Origin of the sequence: Helicobacter cetorum (genome assembly GCF_900198405.1) — a bacterium.
Taxonomy (GTDB): Bacteria; Campylobacterota; Campylobacteria; order Campylobacterales; family Helicobacteraceae; genus Helicobacter; species Helicobacter cetorum_C.
This window is the reverse complement of sequence record NZ_FZMR01000002.1, coordinates 120840-142793: the sequence shown is the minus strand read 5'-3', so window position 1 is coordinate 142793 and position 21954 is coordinate 120840. Positions and strand designations below refer to the sequence as shown.

21 protein-coding genes and 1 pseudogene are annotated in these 21954 nt (G+C 34.4%); 17 read left to right on the top strand and 5 right to left on the bottom strand.

Translation table 11 applies throughout. The features are described 5' to 3' along the window. Positions 1-28: 28 nt before the first annotated feature. The 11 genes from C6H25_RS01215 to C6H25_RS01165 all read left to right on the top strand — a co-directional run bounded on the left by C6H25_RS01215 (position 29) and on the right by C6H25_RS01165 (position 9651). Complete coding sequence (locus tag C6H25_RS01215) at positions 29-310, top strand: DUF3240 family protein (protein ID WP_104747672.1); 282 nt, start codon at positions 29-31, stop codon at positions 308-310. Between the two features lie 572 nt (positions 311-882). Continuing rightward, entirely contained in the window at positions 883-2163 is a 1281-nt protein-coding gene (locus C6H25_RS01210; protein WP_233707295.1) for an outer membrane beta-barrel protein, read from the top strand. A gap of 87 nt (positions 2164-2250) precedes the next feature. Next, entirely contained in the window at positions 2251-3189 is a 939-nt protein-coding gene (locus tag C6H25_RS01205) for an NAD(P)H-dependent glycerol-3-phosphate dehydrogenase (RefSeq protein WP_104747671.1), read from the top strand. 11 nt (positions 3190-3200) lie between these two features. Continuing rightward, on the top strand, positions 3201-4100 hold the full coding sequence (gene glyQ, locus C6H25_RS01200) for a glycine--tRNA ligase subunit alpha (RefSeq protein WP_104747670.1): 900 nt from the start codon (positions 3201-3203) through the stop codon (positions 4098-4100). Between the two features lie 2 nt (positions 4101-4102). Further along, positions 4103-4834 (top strand): Nif3-like dinuclear metal center hexameric protein, encoded by a 732-nt coding sequence (locus C6H25_RS01195; protein WP_104747669.1) that lies wholly within the window; start codon positions 4103-4105, stop codon positions 4832-4834. 14 nt (positions 4835-4848) lie between these two features. Next, entirely contained in the window at positions 4849-5580 is a 732-nt protein-coding gene (locus tag C6H25_RS01190; RefSeq protein WP_104747668.1) for a zinc ribbon domain-containing protein, read from the top strand. 7 nt (positions 5581-5587) lie between these two features. Next, positions 5588-6769 carry a lipid IV(A) 3-deoxy-D-manno-octulosonic acid transferase gene (waaA, locus tag C6H25_RS01185; protein WP_104747667.1) on the top strand — a complete coding sequence of 394 codons (1182 nt, stop codon included), beginning with the start codon at positions 5588-5590 and terminating at the stop codon, positions 6767-6769. Positions 6770-6771: 2 nt separating this feature from the next. Further along, positions 6772-7500 (top strand): RluA family pseudouridine synthase, encoded by a 729-nt coding sequence (locus C6H25_RS01180; RefSeq protein WP_104747666.1) that lies wholly within the window; start codon positions 6772-6774, stop codon positions 7498-7500. Between the two features lie 10 nt (positions 7501-7510). Then, positions 7511-8356 carry a prolipoprotein diacylglyceryl transferase gene (gene lgt / locus C6H25_RS01175; protein WP_104747665.1) on the top strand — a complete coding sequence of 282 codons (846 nt, stop codon included), beginning with the start codon at positions 7511-7513 and terminating at the stop codon, positions 8354-8356. Positions 8357-8359: 3 nt separating this feature from the next. Beyond that, positions 8360-8992, top strand: a complete 633-nt coding sequence (locus C6H25_RS01170) for an NAD(P)H-dependent oxidoreductase (protein ID WP_104747664.1) — start codon at positions 8360-8362, stop codon at positions 8990-8992. An 86-nt stretch (positions 8993-9078) separates the two neighbouring features. Next, on the top strand, positions 9079-9651 hold the full coding sequence (locus tag C6H25_RS01165; RefSeq protein ID WP_104747699.1) for a hypothetical protein: 573 nt from the start codon (positions 9079-9081) through the stop codon (positions 9649-9651). An 87-nt stretch (positions 9652-9738) separates the two neighbouring features. On the opposite strand, the gene C6H25_RS01160 is transcribed toward C6H25_RS01165, so the two are convergent. From C6H25_RS01160 to C6H25_RS09045, 5 genes and pseudogenes are all read right to left on the bottom strand, one after another. After that, the gene (locus C6H25_RS01160) at positions 9739-10854 is read right to left on the bottom strand and encodes a glycosyltransferase family 8 protein (RefSeq protein ID WP_104747663.1); all 1116 of its coding nucleotides are present in this window, start codon (positions 10852-10854) and stop codon (positions 9739-9741) included. An 86-nt stretch (positions 10855-10940) separates the two neighbouring features. After that, on the bottom strand, positions 10941-12932 hold the full coding sequence (locus tag C6H25_RS01155) for a transglycosylase domain-containing protein (protein ID WP_104747662.1): 1992 nt from the start codon (positions 12930-12932) through the stop codon (positions 10941-10943). A gap of 15 nt (positions 12933-12947) precedes the next feature. Then, positions 12948-14054, bottom strand: coding sequence for an aminotransferase class I/II-fold pyridoxal phosphate-dependent enzyme (locus tag C6H25_RS01150; RefSeq protein WP_104747661.1), 1107 nt, complete (start codon positions 14052-14054; stop codon positions 12948-12950). Between the two features lie 28 nt (positions 14055-14082). After that, positions 14083-14469, bottom strand: a complete 387-nt coding sequence (locus C6H25_RS09050; RefSeq protein WP_418904536.1) for a CZB domain-containing protein — start codon at positions 14467-14469, stop codon at positions 14083-14085. Between the two features lie 114 nt (positions 14470-14583). Then, positions 14584-14868, bottom strand: a pseudogene (locus C6H25_RS09045) (methyl-accepting chemotaxis protein); the annotation flags it as partial. An 827-nt stretch (positions 14869-15695) separates the two neighbouring features. On the opposite strand from C6H25_RS09045, the gene C6H25_RS01140 reads away from it, so the two are divergent. The 6 genes from C6H25_RS01140 (at position 15696) to C6H25_RS01115 (ending at position 21954) form a co-directional block, all read left to right on the top strand. Then, positions 15696-17231, top strand: coding sequence for a flagellin A (locus C6H25_RS01140; RefSeq protein WP_104747659.1), 1536 nt, complete (start codon positions 15696-15698; stop codon positions 17229-17231). 121 nt (positions 17232-17352) lie between these two features. Next, on the top strand, positions 17353-18009 hold the full coding sequence (locus C6H25_RS01135) for a 3-methyladenine DNA glycosylase (protein WP_104747658.1): 657 nt from the start codon (positions 17353-17355) through the stop codon (positions 18007-18009). 1 nt (position 18010) lies between these two features. Further along, positions 18011-18634 carry a hypothetical protein gene (locus C6H25_RS01130; protein WP_104747657.1) on the top strand — a complete coding sequence of 208 codons (624 nt, stop codon included), beginning with the start codon at positions 18011-18013 and terminating at the stop codon, positions 18632-18634. A gap of 58 nt (positions 18635-18692) precedes the next feature. Beyond that, complete coding sequence (hemE, locus tag C6H25_RS01125) at positions 18693-19712, top strand: uroporphyrinogen decarboxylase (RefSeq protein WP_199768904.1); 1020 nt, start codon at positions 18693-18695, stop codon at positions 19710-19712. 8 nt (positions 19713-19720) lie between these two features. Beyond that, a complete protein-coding gene (locus C6H25_RS01120) occupies positions 19721-21226 on the top strand; it encodes a TolC family protein (protein WP_104747655.1) in 1506 nt (501 codons plus the stop codon). Positions 21227-21240: 14 nt separating this feature from the next. After that, complete coding sequence (locus C6H25_RS01115) at positions 21241-21954, top strand: efflux RND transporter periplasmic adaptor subunit (protein WP_104747654.1); 714 nt, start codon at positions 21241-21243, stop codon at positions 21952-21954.

The window sequence follows — 21954 nt, the reverse complement described above, 5'->3', positions numbered from 1 at the left end:
TTAAGATTATTGCTAAAAGGTTTTTTTTATGGTTGCTTTAGAAGTTTATACCGATATTGGCTCAAAGGACACACTAATAGATTTTTTATTTGAACAAGGCTTTGATGATTTTTTCTGCATACCATGCCATAAATATGCCTCGCCCTCAAAACTTCTCAGCGAAAAAGAGCAAGTGAGCGGTTGTAAAGACTATACAAAAGTAAGGCTTTTTCTACAAGAAGAAGAGGCTATAAGGCTTGGTAAAGCCATGCGAGAAAGATTTGTTTCTAAAGATATTAGGCTGTTTTACTCTCAAGTGCATGAATGCTAAAACATGTAGTGGAGTATAGCAAGAAAATACGAGCGATAAAAGGCTTAAAACACCCCTTTTTAAAGCCAAAAATAAAGGGTTTATAAAATTAAGAGCAATAACCCCTTAAAAAATCAATCAATCAAAACCAATTAGTATTGATTGATAGCAGAGTTAAAAAACACAAAATGAAATCTTAATACCATAAGAGAGCGAATGCCAAAATTTTTATAAAAGTTTTTGATAAATCAGTCAAAATATAGCTTTTATTTAATGCTATAGTGTTTATTTATGTAACAAATTATTTAAAAATGAGAATAACAGCTTTTGAATGCACCTAAAACTTCTCAAAAACACCAATGATTTCAATCGCATGAACGCCTAAAATAAGGTAGTTTAAGCGGTTTTCTTTTATATAAAGATTACGAAATTTTACATAAAAAATAACATTCTATAAATTAGTCTAAATAAAGTAAAAAATTACTTTTTTGTTGCTATATTTCCATTGAATCATTAATCTACTATTAGGAATTGAATATGAATTTTTGTAACACCTTTTCAAATCAAAAAACAAGCTCTAGGGGAGGGGACTTATGAGACCTTTATTGCTCGTTCCTTTAGCTTTTTTAACTGATTTAAGGGCTGAGGAGAGTTCGTGGTATGCGGGCGGTAGCTTTCTAGTAGGACAAGGAGAGCAAAAACGCACTATAACCACTTTTGAACCTCCTAGAACTGAGCCTATCACCCCATCTGTTAGTCCGCAACCTATCCCACAAACCCCAAGTTCTCCAAGCACTAAGCCAAGCCCCTCGCCAGCTCCTAAGCCACAAGAACCAGAAAAGCCTGAGGCTAAACCAAGCCCCTCTCCTTCTCAACCAAGTCAACCCCAAAGCCCTAATACTCAAAAAGAACAACAAGCAAAACAAGATTATGAAGAAGCAGTAAAAAAATATTTAGATGAAAAAAATCAAGCTATAGAAAATGCCCAAAAAACACCAGATTGGGATAAATTTAACAAATATTGTGAAACAGCAACAAAAAGGTTTAATGAGCCACTTCATAATTGTTGGAGTATGTGGGGACCACACGCAAAAGATTATGAACAAAACTATAATAGATATTTTAATGAACATGACAATCCAAGCGCAGCATTGCCGGTTCAAGGTTGTCCCATTCCACAAAACTATCCTAATCTTCCAATTCCTCAAGGATATACTGATGAAAGTTTGATGAACCAAAATTGTTATAGTAAAGGACCATTGGTTTTTGCTAGTCTTGCTAGACTAGGCATGCCAAACATGACAAATTCTCTCTATAGATTATTAGCCAATAAAAGTAACCAAACCACTAGCTCACTTGTTAGCGTTTCATCTCAAAAATCCCAAAACTCCCAACCCACTATCACAACCTCTAAAGAAACCGGTGTGCATTATGGAGGCAGTCTAGCGCTAGGGTATAAATACTTTTTTAAGCCTAGATTTGGGTTTAGAGGTTATATAAATATTGAATATCTTTATACTAACACCTATTTTTCTAGCTCTAACATTCTTTATGGGGGCGGAGCAGACTTTTTAGCCAACATCATAGATAATAATGATAGCAGTCCTATTTTTGGTGTGTTTGCTGGAATTAATATCGCCGGAAACACTTCTATCACACAGATTGAACGCCAAAATGTGAGTAACACTAAATTTGATGCGTTTTTGCATACCGGGCTTAGAATGGTTTTAAACCACACGCATGAGTTTAATCTAGGCGTGAGAGTGCCATTCATCAAAAACCCAAGCGTTTCCTTAAAAACAAAAGATAAGACTTATGAGGTGCAAAACAACATGTTTTATAGCTTGTTTGTGAGTTATTATTACTTGTTTTAAAATAGTGGGGGTTAAATAAGGGCTATTTTAGAGTTATTGTTGTAAAATGCGAAGTTTTATAAAAAAATCAATAAGCGTAAGGTTTTAATGGATATTTCAGTGTTTGGTGGCGGAGCGTGGGGGAGGGCTTTAGCCTTTGCTTTTGGAGAAAAAAATCGGGTTAAAATCATCTCAAGGCGGGATTTAAAAGAGCCTTTGAAAAAACTTAATGATACGCTAGTTTCTAAAGGTTCTACCCCTATAGAACAAGTGAGTTTAAAAGAAGGTTTGCAATCACAATTGTATGTTGTAGCAATTAGTGTGCAACATTTAAGAGAATGGTTTAAAAATGCTAATCTATCCAAAAATGCGAAAGTTTTAATCGCATCTAAAGGGATAGAGGTCTTAAACAGAGCGTTTGTGAGTGAAATCGCTGAAGAATTTATTGAGCCTAGCCATTTGTGTTTTTTAGCCGGTCCTAGTTTTGCAACTGAAATCATTCAAGGTTTGCCTTGTGCGTTAGTGATACACTCTCATAATAAAGATTTGGCGTTAGAGTTTTCGCATAAAATGCCCTCATTTATCCGCTCTTACGCTCAAGAGGATATTATAGGGGGCGAAATTGCTGGAGCGTATAAAAATGTGATAGCCATTGCTGGGGGCGTGTGTGATGGCTTGAAACTCGGTAATAGTGCTAAGGCTAGTTTATTATCTCGTGGCTTAGTGGAAATGCAACGCTTTGGAGCGTTTTTTGGGGGTAAAACGGAGACTTTTTTAGGTCTCTCTGGAGCTGGAGATTTATTTTTAACCGCTAATTCTATTTTGTCAAGGAATTATCGTGTGGGTTTGGGGTTAGCTCAAAATAAACCTTTAGAGAATATTTTAGAAGAATTAGGCGAAGTGGCTGAAGGGGTGAAAACGACTAATGCCATTGTAGAAATTGCTAAAAAATATAATATTTATACGCCTATTGCGAGTGAGTTAGCCTTGCTTTTAAAAGGTAAAAATGTGCTAGAGAGCATGAATGATTTGATTAGACGCACTTAAAAGGATAGAACATGCAAGATTTTTCAAGTTTATTATTAAAATTACAAGAATATTGGAAAAATCAAGGTTGTTTAGTCATTCAACCTTATGATATTCCTGCAGGGGCTGGGACATTCCATCCTGCCACGCTTTTAAGAAGTTTGGATAAAAAGCCTTGGAATGTGGCTTATGTCGCTCCATCTAGACGGCCTACTGATGGGCGTTATGGAGAGAATCCTAACCGCTTAGGGAGTTATTATCAATTTCAAGTGGTGATTAAGCCAAGCCCTTCTAACATTCAAGAATTGTATTTAAAAAGCTTGGAAGTTCTAGGGATAAATCTCAATGAGCATGATATACGATTTGTAGAAGATAACTGGGAAAGCCCCACTCTAGGGGCATGGGGGCTAGGCTGGGAAGTGTGGCTTGATGGCATGGAAGTTACACAATTTACATATTTTCAACAAGTAGGGGGAATTGCTTGTAACCCCATTCCTGTAGAAATCACTTATGGCTTAGAAAGATTAGCGATGTATGTGCAAAGAGTAGAGAGCATACTAGAGATTGAATGGGCGAAAAATCATAGTGAGAGCGTGCGTTACGCTCAAGTGCATTTAGAAAGTGAATATGAGTTTAGCAAGTATCATTTTGAAGTAGCGAGCGTAGAGAGATTGTTAGAAATGTTTAAAAACGCTAAAACAGAAGCCTTGCATTGCTTAGAAAATAAACTTCCTTTAGCAGCTTATGATTTTGTGATGTTATGCTCGCATTTTTTCAATATTTTAGATGCTAGAAAGGCGATTTCTGTCGCACAGAGACAAAACTATATTTTACAAATCAGAGATTTAGCCAAAGGCTGTGCTGTATTATATAAAGAGCAAGAAGAAGAAAGAGAAGAGCGGCTAAAAAACGCTTTAACTTCAAAGGCTTAAAAATGGCATTAGTAGGGGAAGTGCTTGAAATTTTAAACAATCTTTCACCTTTTGAACTTCAAGAATCTTGGGATAATAGCGGATTGAATTTAGGGAGTAAAAATAATGAAATTAGTGAGATGATTACATGCTTAGAAATAACGCTTGAGATCGCTACTAACGCTAAAGAAAATGCTTTAATCATCACGCACCACCCTTTAATTTTTAAGCCCTTAAAAACGCTTGATTATACTACTTATCCTAGTAATATTTTAAAACTTTTAATTCAAAAAAATATTTCGCTCATTAGCATGCATACAAATTTTGATAAAACGCATTTAAACAAGCATTTTGCTAAGACACTTTTAGGTTTTGATAATCTAATAGAAAAAAATCTCATCTTAGTTAAAGAAAGTTTAAATTGGGAGTTTGATAAACTTTTAGAGCATGTCAAGTCTCGTTTGGGAGTTGAAAAATTAGCATGCGCTAAAGGCTCTCAAATGATTAAAGAAGTGGCGTTTGTATGCGGAGCTGGAGCGTTTGCAATCCATTCTTTAAAAAAAGAAGCTTGCTTAATCACTGGCGATATTAAATACCATGACTCTATGATAGCCAAATCTTTAGGTATAAGCTTAATTGATGCGACGCATTATTATAGTGAAAGAGCGTTCGCACAAATTATGGCTGAAATTTTGCATTCTTATGATTATTTGGTTACAATAGAAACTTTTAAAAACCCCTTGCAAATCATTTAAAGGAAAGCTGTTTTATGAATATTCATCTCAAACAATTGATTGAAATTTCTAATTTGGATAAAGAAATTGACTCTTTAGAGCCACTCATTAGAGAAAAGCGTAAAGACTTAGATAAAGCACTGAATGATAGAGAAAATAAGAATAAAGAGGCTTTAAATTTAGAAGAAGAAAAACTAGCCCTAAAACTACAAGTCTCTAAGAATGAGCAAACCTTACAAGACACTAACGCTAAAATTGCTAGTATTCAAAAGAAAATGAGTGAGATTAAATCTGAAAGGGAATTGCGTTCTTTAAATATTGAAGAAGATATTGCTAAAGAGCGTTCTAGTCAGGCTAATAGAGAAATTGAAAATTTACAAAATGAAATCAAGCATAAAAGCGAGAGACAAGAGAGCTTAAAAAATGAAATGTTAGAGCTTGAAAAATTAGCAAATGTTTTAGAAAGCTCCGTAGAAAGCGAAGTCCAAAATATCAAAGAAACCCAACAAAAAATCTTTAAAAAGAAAGAAGATTTAGTAGGAAAAATGGAGCCTAAAATCTATAGCTTTTATGAAAGAATTAGAAGATGGGCGAAAAATACCAGCATTGTAACCATAAAAAAACAAGCTTGTGGGGGTTGCTTTATTAGATTGAATGACAAGACTTATTCAGAAGTTTTAAGTAGTGGGGATATTGTCACTTGTCCGCATTGTGGGCGTATTTTATACACTGAAAGTTTGGAACTACCTATAGAAAGCCAAGAATAATTATTAGTTGTTTAAGTTTTTCTATCTTTTATGTTTGAGTTTAGGGCATCTTTGTTGTGTGCCTTTAATTTATCTTTTGAGTTTTAAGGAGAAATACCGCCATTCTTTAAAATCTCGCTTTTTTTTAAAAGATAACGCTTTAAAAAGCGAACCGATTTTTTGGTTTCATGCATGCTCTTATGGGGAAGTCAAATCCTTAGAGCCTGTTATTCAAGCCTTAAAAGAACCTATTTTAATTAGCGTTACCACTAACACCGGCTTTGAATTAGCCACTAAGACTTATTGTAATTTTAAGCATATAGAAGTGCGTTACTTGCCTTTTGAAACCCTATTATTTATTTGGAAGAAAAACTTAAAAAAATTAAAGACCTTAGTAATTACAGAAGCAGAGTTGTGGTTTAATGTGTTTGATATGGCTCAAAAATTAGGGGCAAAAACCATGCTCATTAATGCTAGGATTAGCACACGCTCTTATCCTAAATATTTGCGTTTTAAATTCTTTTATAAAATTTTATTTAAACGCATTGATTTGATTTTAGCCCAAAGTGAAGAAGATAAAACTCGCCTATTGAGTTTAGGAGCTAGAAAGGTTATCAATTTTTTTAATATCAAGCGTTTTTCAAAGCCCACAATCACTTACTATTACCCTAAAAACCCTAATGCTTTAAATGTAGTTCTAGCCAGCACGCATGAGAGTGAAGAAGAGCTAGGTTTAAAGGCGTTTTTGGAATTTAAAAAGATTTATACGCATGCAAGACTAATCATTGTGCCACGCCACCCAGAGCGTTTTAAAAGCGTGCAAAATCTATTGCAAAATATATTAAAAGCTACGCCTTATAGCTTAGAGTTTTTTTCTTCAAAGGGTTTTGTGGAATGCGATATTTTATTGGTGGATAGTTTAGGGGAATTGAATAATTTTTATCAAATTGCAGATATTGTAATACTAGGGGGTTCATTTGTAAAAAAAGGGGGGCATAACCCCTTAGAGCCGGCGTTTTTTAACACTCGTTTAATCACAGGGGAATACATTTTTAATCAATTAGCGTTATTTGAGTTAGTTAAGCCCTATAAAATAGTTAAAAAAGAGAATTTGTTAAACGCCCTTTTGGATTATGAAAATTTAGGCGTGGTGCGTTTTTTAAAAAACCAACACCATTTAAGCGAATTACTCACACTCGTTAAAGGATAAATATGGAAAAAGCCTATAAACTATTAAGCATACAAGAAAATATTTCACATAAAAAAGCAAAAGCTTTGATTGATTTAGGATTAGTAAGCATAGGGGGGAAGAAACTTAGCATTGCTAGAAAGGAGCTACCCAAAAACACACGCTTTAGTATCCAAAAAATTGAAAAACCCAGCGTGATTTTTGAAGATGAAAATGTCCTAGCTCTTTTTAAACCCCCCTTTATAGAGAGCTATGACTTGGTGCTTTTTTTTAACGATTGGGTGTTATTGCACCGCTTGGATAAAGAGACTAGTGGAGTGATTTTATTAGTCAAAGAAAATTCAGAATTTCATTTAAAGGCTAAAAAGGCTTTTAAAGACAGGGTGGTAAAAAAGGAATATCTAGCATTAGTTCAAGGTATTTTAGAAGAAGAGCAAGAAATCAATGCCCCCATTCTTACAACTAAAACTTCGCATGCTTATAGTAAAATCTCACCCAAAGGGCAAGACGCTCTCACCAAGATTACACCCTTAAAAATTATGGGTAAAAAAACCCTTCTAAAAGTAGAGATTAAAACCGGAAGAATGCATCAAATTAGAGTGCATTTAAAGCATATCAATTACCCTATTATAGGTGATACGCTCTATGGCAATAAACAAACTTCAGCCAAACGCTTAATGCTCCATGCCCATAAAATTGCGTTATTAGGGTATGAGTTTGAGGCCATTACCCCTAAAGAATTTGAATTTTAAGGACTAGAATATGAATGCTTGGAATACGATTTATGAGCGTTTTGACCCTATAGCCTTTAGTCTTGGTGGCATTGATGTGCATTGGTATGGTTTAGCGTATGCTTGTGCGATTATTATAGCCTTTTATATGGCATTAAGAATGATTAAAAATGACCCTAAAAGATTTCCTATTGAAAGAAAGGATTTTGAGAGCTATTTTTTATGGGCAGAACTTGGCATAGTTTTGGGAGCAAGAATAGGATATATTCTTATTTATGACCCAAATTCTAGCTACTACTTAATGCATTTTTGGCAAATCTTTAACCCCTTTGATAGTGAAGGGAATTTTGTAGGTATTCGTGGAATGAGCTATCATGGGGGCTTGGTAGGGTTTTTAGTTGCATCATATCTTTATAATCGTAAGGATTTAAAAAAGTTTTTAATCTATTTGGATTTAATCGCTATTAGCTTACCTTTGGGGTATGTTTTTGGTAGGATAGGGAATTTTTTAAACCAAGAGCTTTTTGGAAGAATTGTGCCACAAGATAGCCATTTAGGGCAAATGATAGGTATTATAGTCAATAATGAGTTGCGTTATCCTAGTCAGCTTATTGAGGCGTTTTTAGAAGGGATTGTGGTGTTTTTTATGGTAATGCTGGCTAAAAAATACACTAAAACGCATGGGTTATTAATCGTGGTTTATGGTTTGGGGTATTCATCTATGCGTTTTTTAGCAGAATTTTACAGAGAGCCTGATAGTCAAATGGGGGTTTATATTTTTAATTTGAGTATGGGGCAAATTTTGAGTTTGTTTATGGTAATTGTTTCTTTAGGGATTTTATTGTATGCTACAAGGTATTCTAAAAACAAAGGATAATTGATGAAATTTTTAGATAAAGAAAAACGCAAACAATTATTGAATGAACGCCATTCTTGTAAAATATTTGATGCTAATTACAAGCTATCTAGCGAAGAATTAGAAGAAATTGCGGAGTTTGCTAGATTATCACCTAGTTCTTATAACACTCAGCCATGGCATTTTATTATGGTTACTAACCTTGATTTGAAAAAGCAAATTGCAACGCATAGCTATTTTAATAAGGATATGATTGAAAGTGCGTCAGCTTTAATGGTAGTATCGCATTTAGAGCCTAGCGAGCTATTACCCCATGGGCATTATATGCAAAATCTCTATGTTGAGCCTATGAAATCTAGGATAATCCCTTCTTTTAGCCAAATGCTAGAAGTAAGGTTTCAAAACAGCATGCAAAAATTAGAAAGCTACATGCTAGAACAATGCTATATTGCTGTAGGACAAATTTGTATGGGTGTGAGCTTAATGGGATTAGATAGCTGTATTATTGGAGGCTTTGATGCTTTAAAAGTGAGTGAAGTTTTAAATCACTATACCAATAAGCCTAAAATTGCGTGTTTAATTGCTCTAGGTAAGAGAGTTAATGAGGTTTCTTTAAAATTAAGAAAGCCCAAAGCTAATGCGATAACTTTCTTATAGCGCATTATTTAAAATGTTTTTAAGTATTATTTGGCTACCATTGAATGGATAGCTTGCATTTTATTTTATAGAGAAGGAGTTGAGTGTTGTTTGCAAGAATTTTTTTAGGTTGCCTTTTAGGGATAGTTTTAGGCACCTCTTTGTCTGCTAAAAGTATTTTGAGAGAGAATGAAATTTTGGTCTCTGACTTAAAAAATATGAAGAGAGAATTAGCCGGTGCACCTAAATGGGTTTTTATGGATCCTAAGAGTCCCTATGAAGAATTGGGTGTGGCATACATTCCCATTAAAAATAGGTTTTTAGGGATTGACCAAGCGACTTTGAATGCTAAAATGAGCATGATTTTGGTTTTCCATGAAGTTTTTGTGAATTATAAAAAACTTTTTATGGAGCAGTTTCATGAAAGTGAGGGCACAGTTCTATCTATTGCTGATGCTTATTACAACTATTTGATTACAAAGGTTCGCGTGTCTGATACTTATGTAAATATGAAAGCTGAAGTGGCTGTAGTGAAGATTAAAATTGATGGGTGTAAGATTGATGAGATTGAGCGCTACCTTAAAGCCAGTATTAAGAATATCAATGATAATGAGCTAGACTATATCGGCAAAGTTACACAAAAAGAGCTTGGAGATGTTTGCACCGCTAAACCTAGATAAGTTTTTCTTTTAAAGAGAGATTAAGGACTTTTGCCTTTTGTCTCTTTTTATAGATTAAGTTGCTTTGAGATTTCCGTAATAGGTTTTTTAGGGAGAGGTTAATTTCAAAAATCGTTTGAGTTTTAGGTTTTTTAAGCTAATATAGTTTTCTAAAAAATAGGGGTCTTTACTCATTTCATTAGTTAGGTGTGTGTGCAACATTTTGATAGATTGAGAATCATACGAAATTGGTTTATTTGAATATTTTAAGTAGTTTTCAAAAAATTGAAATCTAAAGGGTGTTGCTAGAATTGTTTTTAGGTAGTTATTCAGATATTCACTAGGAATATCATTGTTTTCTAAGCGTGCTAGGAATGGTTTTGTCCCGGTGTTAAAGTGCAATATTATACAATCTTTAAAAATTCTAAGTCTATCTTTTGGCTTTTTGTTTTGTAAAAAATCTATGCATAAATTATATTTGAGTGGTAATTCTAGAATATGTTCATAAAAGAGAATATTTATAAGAGTTTGTTCGGCATAAAACAAGCTTTTACCATGAGATTTTAAATAGCTAATTGCTTGTTCTTGGAGATTATTTTTTCGCCAGAGCTCTAAATTGGCAATAAAAAAGCCACCATTATAGCCCTGATGGTTATGCTCCATATCAAGTTCACTTAAGCGACTTATATCTATATTATTGAGCTTAGCTCTTGTAGCAATATTTGCATTGAATTGTTGTTTGCTCCACAAAGATGTAATATCTTTGACCATAGCAAAATAATAATCTTGTATATCTATAAAAAATGCACTTGATATATCGCCATAAAAATGCATATCTACATCTATAGCAATAATTTTATCTACTTCTTGATATATAGAGGCTAAGAAGAGTTTGCATAAGACTAAAATACCATATCTTTTGGCACAAACTTCTGGTAAATACTCTAGAATTTGATTGTCTAATATTGTATGAGGAGTGAAACTTAAGACCACAAAATCCTCAAAAGGCAGAATGCTTTCTTGTAATAAAAGTTTATCATCTTGTGTTATATCCTTTGTGAAACAATGCACGTGGTAGTTTAAGGTTAAATTTTTATAAGTTCTGCTTGCATGAGAAAAAAGTGAATAGAGTGTAACACCTGCACCTATGCAATAAGCTTTGTCAAAAGACATAAAAAGATGCAGTGTTTTAGTTTTTTCTTTAGGAAAAGATAAATCTGTCATTTTCTAGAGTCCTATTTTTTTGAATATAATATAACATGATGTCGATAAGGGCATTCTGAATGCAAAAAAAATTAAAGAATATATTCTTAAAAAATCAAGCGTTCTTGGGCATTATCCTCTTCTTTAGGAGCAGAAACAATAGGAGAAGTGGAGTAATAAGGAATTTTATCTATGATTTCTTTACGCACATTTTGAGGCACATCAAATTTTCTTTTTAAAGAAGGCTCAATAGCTAGAATATTTCGCATAAAATGCGCATATACAGGAGCACTCACCACACCTCCTGTAGCTCGTTTTCCAATAGGGGTATTATTGTCTCTGCCAAACCAAATTACGCTTTGTATCGTAGGGGTAAAGCCAATAAACCACGCATCAACATTATTATTAGAAGTGCCTGTTTTACCGGCTACTTCTATATTGTTTAGGCGTGCTTGTCTGCCGGTGCCATTTTCTACGGTATTCATCAGCACTGAAAGGGTTAAAAAGGCTTGTTCTTTAGAAGTGGTGCGTTTAATCTCAATAGGCGTAAAGGTCTTAACCTCGCCCTTAAGGTTTGTAATGCTCTCAATGAGCATGGGTTGGAGCATAGTGCCATAATTAGAAAAAAGCGAGTATTTTTGTGCGGCATCAAGGGGTGAAATAACAAAACTGCCAAGCACAATGGATAAATCTTTGGGTAGATTTTTGAATCCCATGCCATTTAAAGCGTTATAAACTTTATCAAAGCCAAGTTGGTCGCTCAAGTTGATAGTAGCTAGATTAAGAGAATGGCTTAAGGCATCTTGCAAAGTTACAAGCCCTAGAAAGTTACGAGAGTAGTTGCTAGGATGCCAAGCATGGTTTTGAGAGCTGTCATTATTGCGGTTAGCATTTTCAAAATTCCTAGCTGTATCAGGGATTTTAGAGGCAGTAGAATAACCATTATCAAAAGCAATTTGATAAATAAAAGGCTTGATAGCACTTCCAAATTGGCGTTTGGCTTGTGTGGCACGATTAAAAGCGCTTTTTTTATAATCAATTCCGCCCACTAGAGCAAGGATTTTTCCGCTTTGAGTGTCTGTAACCACCATACTAGCGTTGAGATTATCTTCTGTTTCTAAGTCGCTTTCTTTTTCGGCAGTTTTATTTTTGAGGCGTTCTTGAGCTATTTTTTCTAAGATTCTTTGATGACCAAAACGCAAAGATTCTAAGGCCAAGCGTTGGTAATCTAAATCTAAAGTGAGCTTAATGGTATAACCTTTAGTCTTAAGGCCTTCAAGTTGCTCTAGCTGTTTAAGCACTTCATCTACAACATAAGGAGCGCTATTTTGCGTAGTGCTTTCATTATACACGATAGGCACTTCATTTAAAGAGTGTTTTAATTCTGCAGAAGAAATCCAACCTAAAGAGTGCAAGCGCCTTAAAATATCATTAGCCCTAGCAAGCGAAAAATCCAAGTTCTTTGTAGGGTCATAGAAACTTGGGGCACGAGGCAAGGATACGAGCATGGCGATTTCTTTAAGGCTGAGTTTGTCTAAAGGTTTTTTAAAATATCCTAAGCTTGCCGTTTTGACACCATAATACCCATGCCCAAAAAAAGTTTGGTTTAAATAGCGTTCTAAAATTTCTTCTTTGCTCAAAACCTTTTCAATGCGTAAGGAGATAATAGCCTCTTTGAGTTTTCTTGTTAGGGTTTTTTCTCGTGTAAGCACCATATTTTTAACAAGTTGTTGGGTGAGCGTGCTACCCCCCTCAGTGTAACGACCACTTTTAGCATTTTTAAGCACCGCACGCATGATGGCATCTAAATTAATCCCTCCATGCTCAAAAAAAAGCGTATCTTCTACGGCCAATAAGCTTTCAATAAGTCTAGCAGGAACTTCATCAAAATGAGCGTAAAAGCGAAATTCTTTATCGTAGATATTGGCAATCAAACGCCCTTTTTTATCTAAGATTTGTGAGGCAATATCAGGGTGGTAATCCTTAATTTTGGCAATATCTTTATCGGTGTTAACCCAAATTTGTGCGACAAGAATAGAGAGCGACCCAACAATAATAGCACCCAAGGCCATTAAAAAATAAAAAATTTTTTTTAACATGAGAGATTCTTTATCCTAAAAATCATTTAATAAAACTCCTTTAAGAAGTGTGCCTAATTGTAAGGTATCTTGCAATGTGTGCTTTAATGAAAGAGAAATGCGTAAAATGGGCTTAGAAACGGTAGGGGGGCGAATAGCTCCCACTAAAAAACCTTGTTCTTTTAAGTAGGCATGGGTTTTTAATAATTCATCATTATTCTTAAAGGCCAAAGTAAAAAACCCTGTGTGTGTAGAAATGCCTAAGGTTTCAAAAATAATCTGTTGGTGTTGGTTGAGATTAGCTCTTAGCTCTTGTTGGTGTGTGATAAAATACTCTAAATGTGCTAGGCTCAATGCGGTATCTAAAAGGCTTAATGCGGTAGTGTAAATAACGCTTTTTGCCCGATTGATTAAAAATTCTATGACTTCATTAGGAGCTAGAATGCAAGCTCCATAACTAGCTAGCGCTTTAGAAAAAGTGCTGAGTTTAATAATATTTTTCCTCTCTGTAATATGATGGTATTCTAAAAAACCTAGTAAATTTTCTCCAATAGTGCCAAAGCTATGAGCCTCATCTAAAATTAAAAAAGCATTTGGAGTTTGTAATACCACTTCATAAAGTGCGTAAGGTGCGATACTTGTATCCATAGAATACACGCCCTCGATGGCGATAAATTTGAGCTTATTTTGAGGAGCATTAGAGAGCTTATTTTTCAAATCTTTAGTATCATTATGTTTAAAAAAAATAACTTGCTTTGATTTATTCTTAGTGCTAAAAATTCCGCTTGCATGGTAATGTTCATCTATGAATAACAAAGCATTTTTAACCAAGAGAGTATCAATAAGAGCCAAATTACCCAAAAAGCCACTCCCTATTAAAAGTGCGTCTTCAAAGCCAAATAAACTTGCCAATTTACTTTCTAATTCAGCATGTAAGGGGTGGTAGCCATTGACTAGCATAGAGGCCTTAGAAGAATGAGTGCTGAAAGCTTGAAGTTTTTCAAAAGCATTTTTCAATAAATCGCTACGAGTGCTTAAGCCTAAATAATCATTAGAGGCATAATCCTTTAAAGAAAAATCAAAAAGCTCTCTCTTGCGATAGCGTTTAAAGCGATGCAAAGCACACAATTCGTTAGAAAACATCAGCTTAACTAAATCTTGTTAAAAAATTTTAATTTCCTTTTTGGATTTCTTCAATTCTTTTATTTAGCTCATCTTGTTTTTCAATAAACATCTTGTCAATATTTTCTTTAACATGCTTAGCACTTTCTTCTACCAAATGCACTTTATGTTCTAGTTTTTTAATGTCTTTAGTATGCTCCTCTTGGACGAGCTTAACTAAGTCGTTTGCCTCAGTATGCACGCTTGCATGATGGCTTTCAAGGGCTCTATAGCCTGAAGTATTAGCAAAATTTTCTTTACCAGCACCTTCATAATACCACTTGCCTAAGCGACAACTTTTATGACTTGTAGTGTTGAATGTGTTCATACCAAAGACCATACCATAAAGATTGTCTTTAAAGACTACATGGTCAAGTTTAGCTAAACCACAAAACACTCGGTTATTAATGTTATAAATGGTATATTTAGCTGATTTGGCAACAACTTGATTATTTTGGACTTTATCTTGAATTTCTTCTACATCACTTTTAATAGACCCTACAATAGAATTGATGTCATGGGTATTAGTTTGAATGTCGTTAGCCTCTTGTTGCATGCTTTTGACAACGACAGCAATTTCTTTTGTAGCTTTTTGGGTTTTTTCAGCTAATTTTCGCACTTCATCAGCTACTACTGCAAAGCCTCTGCCATGCTCACCGGCTCTTGCGGCCTCAATAGCAGCATTCAAAGCTAAGAGATTAGTTTGTTCTGCAATGTCATCAATAAGGGAGATAACTTGCGTGATTTCGTTACTGCGTTGATTAAGCGAATCAGCTAACGAAGTAGCATTTTGCATTTTTTCGTATAAGGACTCTATATTCTGGCTTGCTTTATTAACAGACTCTAACCCCTCATTAGAGTGCTGTTCGCTATTTTTGCTTGCACTTAAAAGTTCGCTAGTTTCATTATGGATGTTTTGCATGCTTAGCTGTGCACCTTCTAAGCCCTCTTTAAGACTTGCAAAAAAGGTTCTAAATAAATCGCTTTTATGATATTCGCTAACACAATCTGCTTTTTTAGCAAGGGAAAAGTATTGCACCCCATCAATAGTTTGACTTTTAGAAGAATAGGTAGTGTCATTTAACTGAATATTTTCAGCATTTTCTTTAAAAACAGAAATCTGCTCATCTAAATCTGTTAAACTTGCCAAATGTCCATTTTTAAAAACTATTTTATTATTTTTAATACCAACAAACCCCTCATGCAAGCACATATCCAAGAGACTCTGATAAAGATTGACCTCTTTTTTTAAATTGGCAATTTCAGAATTTTTTTCATTGATTTTAACTTGGAGTTGTTTATTATTCCCAAACATAGTGCTTTCCTTATCTTTGTATTTGTGCTTCTTAAGGTCATACAAGAACCATAATTTGCATTTCAAATTGACCTAGATTATACCTAAAAATTAATAAAACATTACTTTTGATATGAGGTCAATATGACCGAAATAGACTTTTAAGGTTTTTGTTGTAAAGATATCAATAATCTAGAAATTTGAATAAGGATAAATGGTATTATTTTTTAAATATAAAATTATTTGTTTTAAAAATTTTAGATGTTGTCCGATATAACCTTAACCATTGGCAAGGATGCCTTTGGGTTTAATAACAAGGAGTTACAACAATGGCTTTTCAGGTCAATACAAATATCAATGCGTTAAATGCGCATGTGCAATCTTCTCTTACTCAAACTGCACTTAAGAATTCATTGGAGCGCTTAAGTTCAGGTTTGAGAATCAATAAGGCAGCTGATGATGCATCAGGCATGACAATTGCGGATTCTTTGCGTTCACAAGCGAGTGCTTTAGGTCAAGCGATTGCCAACACTAATGATGGCATGGGAATTATCCAAATTGCAGATAAAGCAATGGATGAGCAGTTAAAAATCCTAGATACCGTTAAGGTTAAAGCTACTCAAGCAGCTCAAGATGGTCAAACCACTCAATCTCGTAAGGCGATTCAAGCTGACATCGTGCGTTTGATTCAAGGCTTGGATAATATTGGTAATACAACCACTTATAATGGTCAAGCGTTATTGTCTGGTCAATTTACCAATAAAGAATTCCAAGTAGGTGCGTATTCTAACCAAAGTATTAAGGCTTCTATTGGCTCTACCACTTCAGATAAAATTGGTCAAATCCGCATTGCTACGGGTGCGTTGATTACGGCTTCTGGAGACATTAGCTTGACATTCAAGCAAGTAGATGGTGTGAATGATGTAAAATTAGAGAGCGTAAAGATTTCTAGCTCAGCAGGCACTGGAATTGGTGTGTTAGCAGAAGTGATTAACAAAAATTCTAACCGAACAGGTGTTAAAGCTCAAGCAAATGTTATCACCACAAGTGATGATGCAATTCAGTCGGGGAATTTAAGCAATTTGACTTTAAATGGGATTCATTTAGGTAATATCGTAGATATTAAAAAGAATGACTCTGATGGAAGATTGGTCGCAGCCATCAATGCAGTTACTTCTGAGACTGGTGTGGAGGCCTATACTGATCAAAATGGACGATTGAATTTGCGTAGTGTTGATGGGCGTGGGATTGACATTAAAGCCGATGATAATCAAGATGGCTCTCAAGTCGCTATTAAAAATGTTAATGGTGGTCAAGATTTAACGCAAGGTTCTACTAACTATGGAAGACTCTCTCTCTCGAGATTGGATGCTAGGAGCATCAGTGTTGTTTCAGCATCTGATTCAGATAAATTAGGCTTTACTGCTATTGGCTTTGGGCAAAATCAAGTGGCAGAAACCACAGTAAATTTGCGCGATGTTACAGGAAACTTTAACGCCAATGTTAAATCAGCAAGTGGTGCAAACTATAACGCTGTCATTGCTAGTGGCAATCATAGTTTGGGAGCTGGAGTTACGACCTTAAGGGGTGCGATGGTGGTTATGGATGTCGCTGAGTCAGCTATGAAGATGCTAGATAAAGTGCGTTCTGATTTAGGTTCTGTACAAAATCAAATGATTAGCACCGTAAATAACATCAGTATCACTCAAGTGAATGTAAAAGCTGCTGAATCTCAAATTAGAGATGTAGACTTTGCTGATGAGAGCGCTAACTTTAATAAAAATAACATTTTGGCACAATCTGGTAGCTATGCGATGAGTCAGGCTAACACCGTTCAGCAAAATATCTTAAGGCTTTTAACATAGTTTTAAGAGGATATTTGTATGGAGCTAATGCTTTTAAGGCATTGGCTTTTTGTTTTCATTTTTACTTCTTTTTGCTATAAAATACCTTTTATTTTCTTTTTTCTGTAGTAGGCGGTTTTTGATGTTAGATAGTTTTGATATTCTAAAAGCTTTAAAAAATTTAAATTTATTAGAAAATACCCCTCTTGTTTGGTGGCCTAACGCTTATAGCTTTGAGACTTTAATTGGGGCGATTTTAACGCAAAATACAAAATTTGAGAATGTTTTAAAATCTTTAGAAAATCTAAAAAACGCTCTTATTTTAGAAAGTGATGATGAAAATAATCTTAAAAAAATTGCTTGTATTGAGCCTATCAACCTTAAAGAGCGTATCCGCCCTAGCGGGTTTTATAACCAAAAGGCAAAACGAATCATTAGTTTGAGTGAAAATATTTTGAAAGACTTTAAAAATTTTGAAAATTTTAAAAAAGAAGTAACTAGAGAGTGGCTTTTAAATCAAAAGGGCATTGGTAAAGAAAGTGCGGATGTGATTCTTTGCTATGTGTGTGCTAGAGAAGTGATGGTAGTGGATAAATACACTTATTTATTTTTAAAAAAATTAGGCATAGAAATAGAAGATTATGATGAATTGCAGAATTTTTTTATGAAAGGTGTTGAAGAAAATCTAAAAAATGCCTCAGCACTCTATGAAAAACCTATTTCTTTAGCAGAGCTTTATGCGAGATTTCATGGAAAAATTGTAGAATTTTCTAAGCGAAAATTAGATTTAAAATTTTAAAATGTCTTTTTTTCTTAAAATCTTAGTGGTGTTGGGCTTAACAAAGTCGTTATTAGCCGATAGCCATTCGTTAGGTTTTTTTAAGCCTTTAGAGCCGACAAAAAAATATTTTGGCATGCTTAAAATAGGGTATCTTTATCAGCATGTTCAGTCTGTAAAATCTGCTCCTATACGCCCTAAAAATCGTCCTCCTATTTGGATAAAAAAGCAATACGATGATTTTTCGTTGGGTTTTAGTGCGGGGCGTGTTATAAAAAAGAAGTTCTTGCTAGGGGGATATTTAGATTCAGCAATGGGTGGGTCGTATTTTTTAAGCACAGGATTTGTAGCTGGGGTGAGGCTTTTTAAAGGGTGGGTAATTCCTAGAATTTCATTAGGGTATCAACTCCAAATTTTAGGGGTAAAAATGGATAAACACCAATATAATATCCAATCAGCCGTAGGAACTATTGGGGTGTTTTTTAATGTGGCTAAAAATTTTGGCTTGAGCGTTGAGGCACGAGGGGCTATCCCTTTTTATTTTATCCAAAGCAAGTTTTCTAAGGCTTTTGGCACACCAAGACTAGACATTTATTCCATAGGAATAACCTTTACATTTTATGATTTTACTAAATTTTTAGGATAAAATACTTTTTGAGAATTAACTACAAAGATAACAATAGATAAATAATTAAGGATTTATGATGATTTTTATTGATGCATGTTTTAAGAAAGAAACACCCTACACACCCATTTGGATGATGAGACAAGCTGGGCGTTATTTAAGTGAATATCAAGAGACTCGCAAAAAAGCGGGGAGTTTTTTAGAGTTGTGTAAAAATAGTGATTTAGCTATGGAAGTTACCTTACAGCCGGTAGAAATTTTAGATGTGGATGCCGCCATTTTATTCAGTGATATTTTAGTTGTGCCTTTAGAAATGGGCTTAGATTTGGAATTTATCCCTACAAAAGGACCGCATTTTTTACAAACCATCACGGATTTAAAAAGCGTAGAAAATCTAAGAGTAGGAGCATACAAGCAACTCAATTATGTTTATGATACTATCTCTCAAACTCGTAAAAAACTTTCTAAAGATAAAGCCTTGATAGGTTTTTGTGGTTCGCCTTGGACACTAGCGACTTACATGATAGAAGGTGAAGGGAGTAAAACTTATGCTAAAAGTAAGAAAATGCTCTATAGCGAGCCTAAAGTTTTGCATGCTCTTTTAGAAAAATTAAGCACAGAATTAATAGAGTATTTAAGTCTTCAAATTCAAGCAGGGGTTAATGCGGTTATGGTCTTTGACTCATGGGCAAATGCCTTAGAAAAAGAAGTTTATTTAAAGTTTAGTTGGCATTATATGAAAAAAATTTCTAAAGAGCTTAAAAAACGCTATCCACACATTCCAGTAATTCTTTTTCCTAAAGGGATTTGTGGGTTTTTAGATAGCATAGATGGGGAATTTGATGTATTTGGAGTGGATTGGAGCACTCCTTTAGAAATGGCAAAGAAAATTTTAGGCGATAAGTATGTTTTGCAAGGGAATTTAGAGCCTACACGCCTTTATGATAAAAGTGCCTTAGAAGAAGGGGTTGAAAAAATTTTAAAAATTATGAACAATAAGGGGCATATTTTTAATTTAGGGCATGGAATGTTACCGGATTTGCCTAGAGAAAATGCTAAGTATTTAGTGGAATTGGTGCGTAGTAAATCTAAGCGATAGGGGTCTTTATGAATGTAATGATAAGATATATTGGTTTATTGGGAGTTTTAGGTATTTGTTTGTTAGCTAAAGACCCTAAAGGCGATTCTTTAGAAAACGAGATTTCTATCATGTCGCAATCTAAATCTCCCCAAGAAATTAAGCAAATTTTAAAAGAATATAATCATAAGAATTTGAGCTTAGTTAACCCTAAGGATTTATCTAATAATACATTGTTTAACACCCCCAATGATTCTCAAGGTTTTTTGCCTTTGAAACAAATTGATACTCCTGTAGCCTCTAGCATTACTAAAGAAATTGCTAGATACCATGAAAGAAGTCATAAAGTCGCTTTAGGGCTTTATGAATTGCTTAAGGGGGCTACAACTAATCTTAGTTTGCAAGCCCAAGAAATGAATGTTAAGCAAGCGATGAAAAACCATACTATTTCAAAAGCGATGTTTTTGCCTACTTTTGATATGCACTATAATTTTAAAAATGAAAATAGAGATACCCCAGAATTTAAGCGTTATAACACCCAACAATTACAAGCACAAGTTAAATTAAATGTTTTTAATGGTTTTAGTAATGTGAATAATGTGAGAGAAAAATCTGCAAGCTATCGCTCTAGCGTGGCTAATTTAGAATACACGCGCCAAAGTGTGTATTTGCAAGTGGTGCAACAATACTATCAATATTTTAATAATCTCGCTCGTGTGATTGCTTTACAAAAAAAATTAGAGCAGATTAAAACAGATATTAAAAGGGTTTCTAAGCTCTATGATGAAGGGCTAACTACTATTGATGATTTACAAAGTTTGAAAGCTCAAGGGAGCTTGAGTGAATACGATATTTTAGATGTGCAGTTTGCCTTAGAACAAAACCGCTTGACTTTAGAATATCTAACCAATTTAAACATAGAAAATTTGAAAAAAACTACCATTGATACTCCTAATTTACAACTAAGAGAACGCCAAGATTTAGTTTCTTTAAGAGAGCAAATTGTCGCGCTCAAATACCAAAATAAACAGCTCAACTACTATCCTACCGTGGATTTATATGACTCATGGCTTTATTGGATTCAAAAGCCTGCTTATGCGTTAGGGCGTTTAGGGAACTTCTATCCGGGGCAGCAAAACACCGCCGGGGTTACTGTGAGCTTAAAAATCTTTGATGATATAGGACTATCTTTGCAAAAGCAGTCTATTTTATTAGGACAATTAGCAAGTGAAAAGAATTTGGCTTATAAAAAGCTAGAGCAAGAAAAAGACGAACAGCTTTATAGAAAGTCGCTTGAAATTGCACGAGCTAAAATTGAATCTTCTAAAGCAAGCTTACAATCAGCCAATCTTTCTTTTATGAATATCAAAAAGAAATACGATGCAAATTTAGTGGACTTTACCACTTATTTAAGGGGCTTAAGCACCCGCTTTGATGCAGAAGTGGCTTACAACATGGCTTTGAACAATTATGAAATGCAAAAAGCAAATTATATTTTTTATAGTGGGCATAAGATACAAGATTATGTGCATTAATTTAGAGGGATAAAATGATACAAAAATTTTTAATAGGGCTATGCTTGAGTTTTTTATATTTGCAAGCTAGTGAAGAGGTGTATGCTGTCTTTAATGTGAAAGCCATGCAAGACTCTAAACTGACTTTGGATAGTTATGGCATTGTGAATGTGATTAGAGTTACTGAAGGGAGTGTGGTTAAAAAAGATGAAGTATTACTACTATTATATAACCAAGATAAACAAGCCCAAAGCAATTCTATTGAACAGCAATTAGCTTTTGCTAAAAAACAATACGAGCGTTATAACAAAATAGGTGGTGCTGTAGATAGAAACACTTTAGAACGCTATAAGGCGGATTATAAGCGTTTAGAATCTGATTATGCTTTTTCACTTTCTATGTTAGATAAAACTATTTTAAGAGCCCCTTTTGATGGCGTAGTAGCGAGTAAAAACATTCAAGTGGGCGAAGGGGTAAATGCGAATAACACCGTGCTTTTAAGACTGATTAGCCATCAAAAAAAGCTTGTCTTAGAATTTGACTCTAAATATATCAATGAAGTGAAAGTAGGGGATACTTTCACTTATTCTATAGATGGGGATTCTAAAAAATATGAGACTAAAATCACTAAGATTTATCCGGCTATTGATGAAGATACTAGAAAAGTGAGTGCAGAGGCTCTAGCACCTAGTAATATGGCAGTAGGGCTTTTTGGCGATGGGTTTATCCAAGTTAAAAACCACAAATAG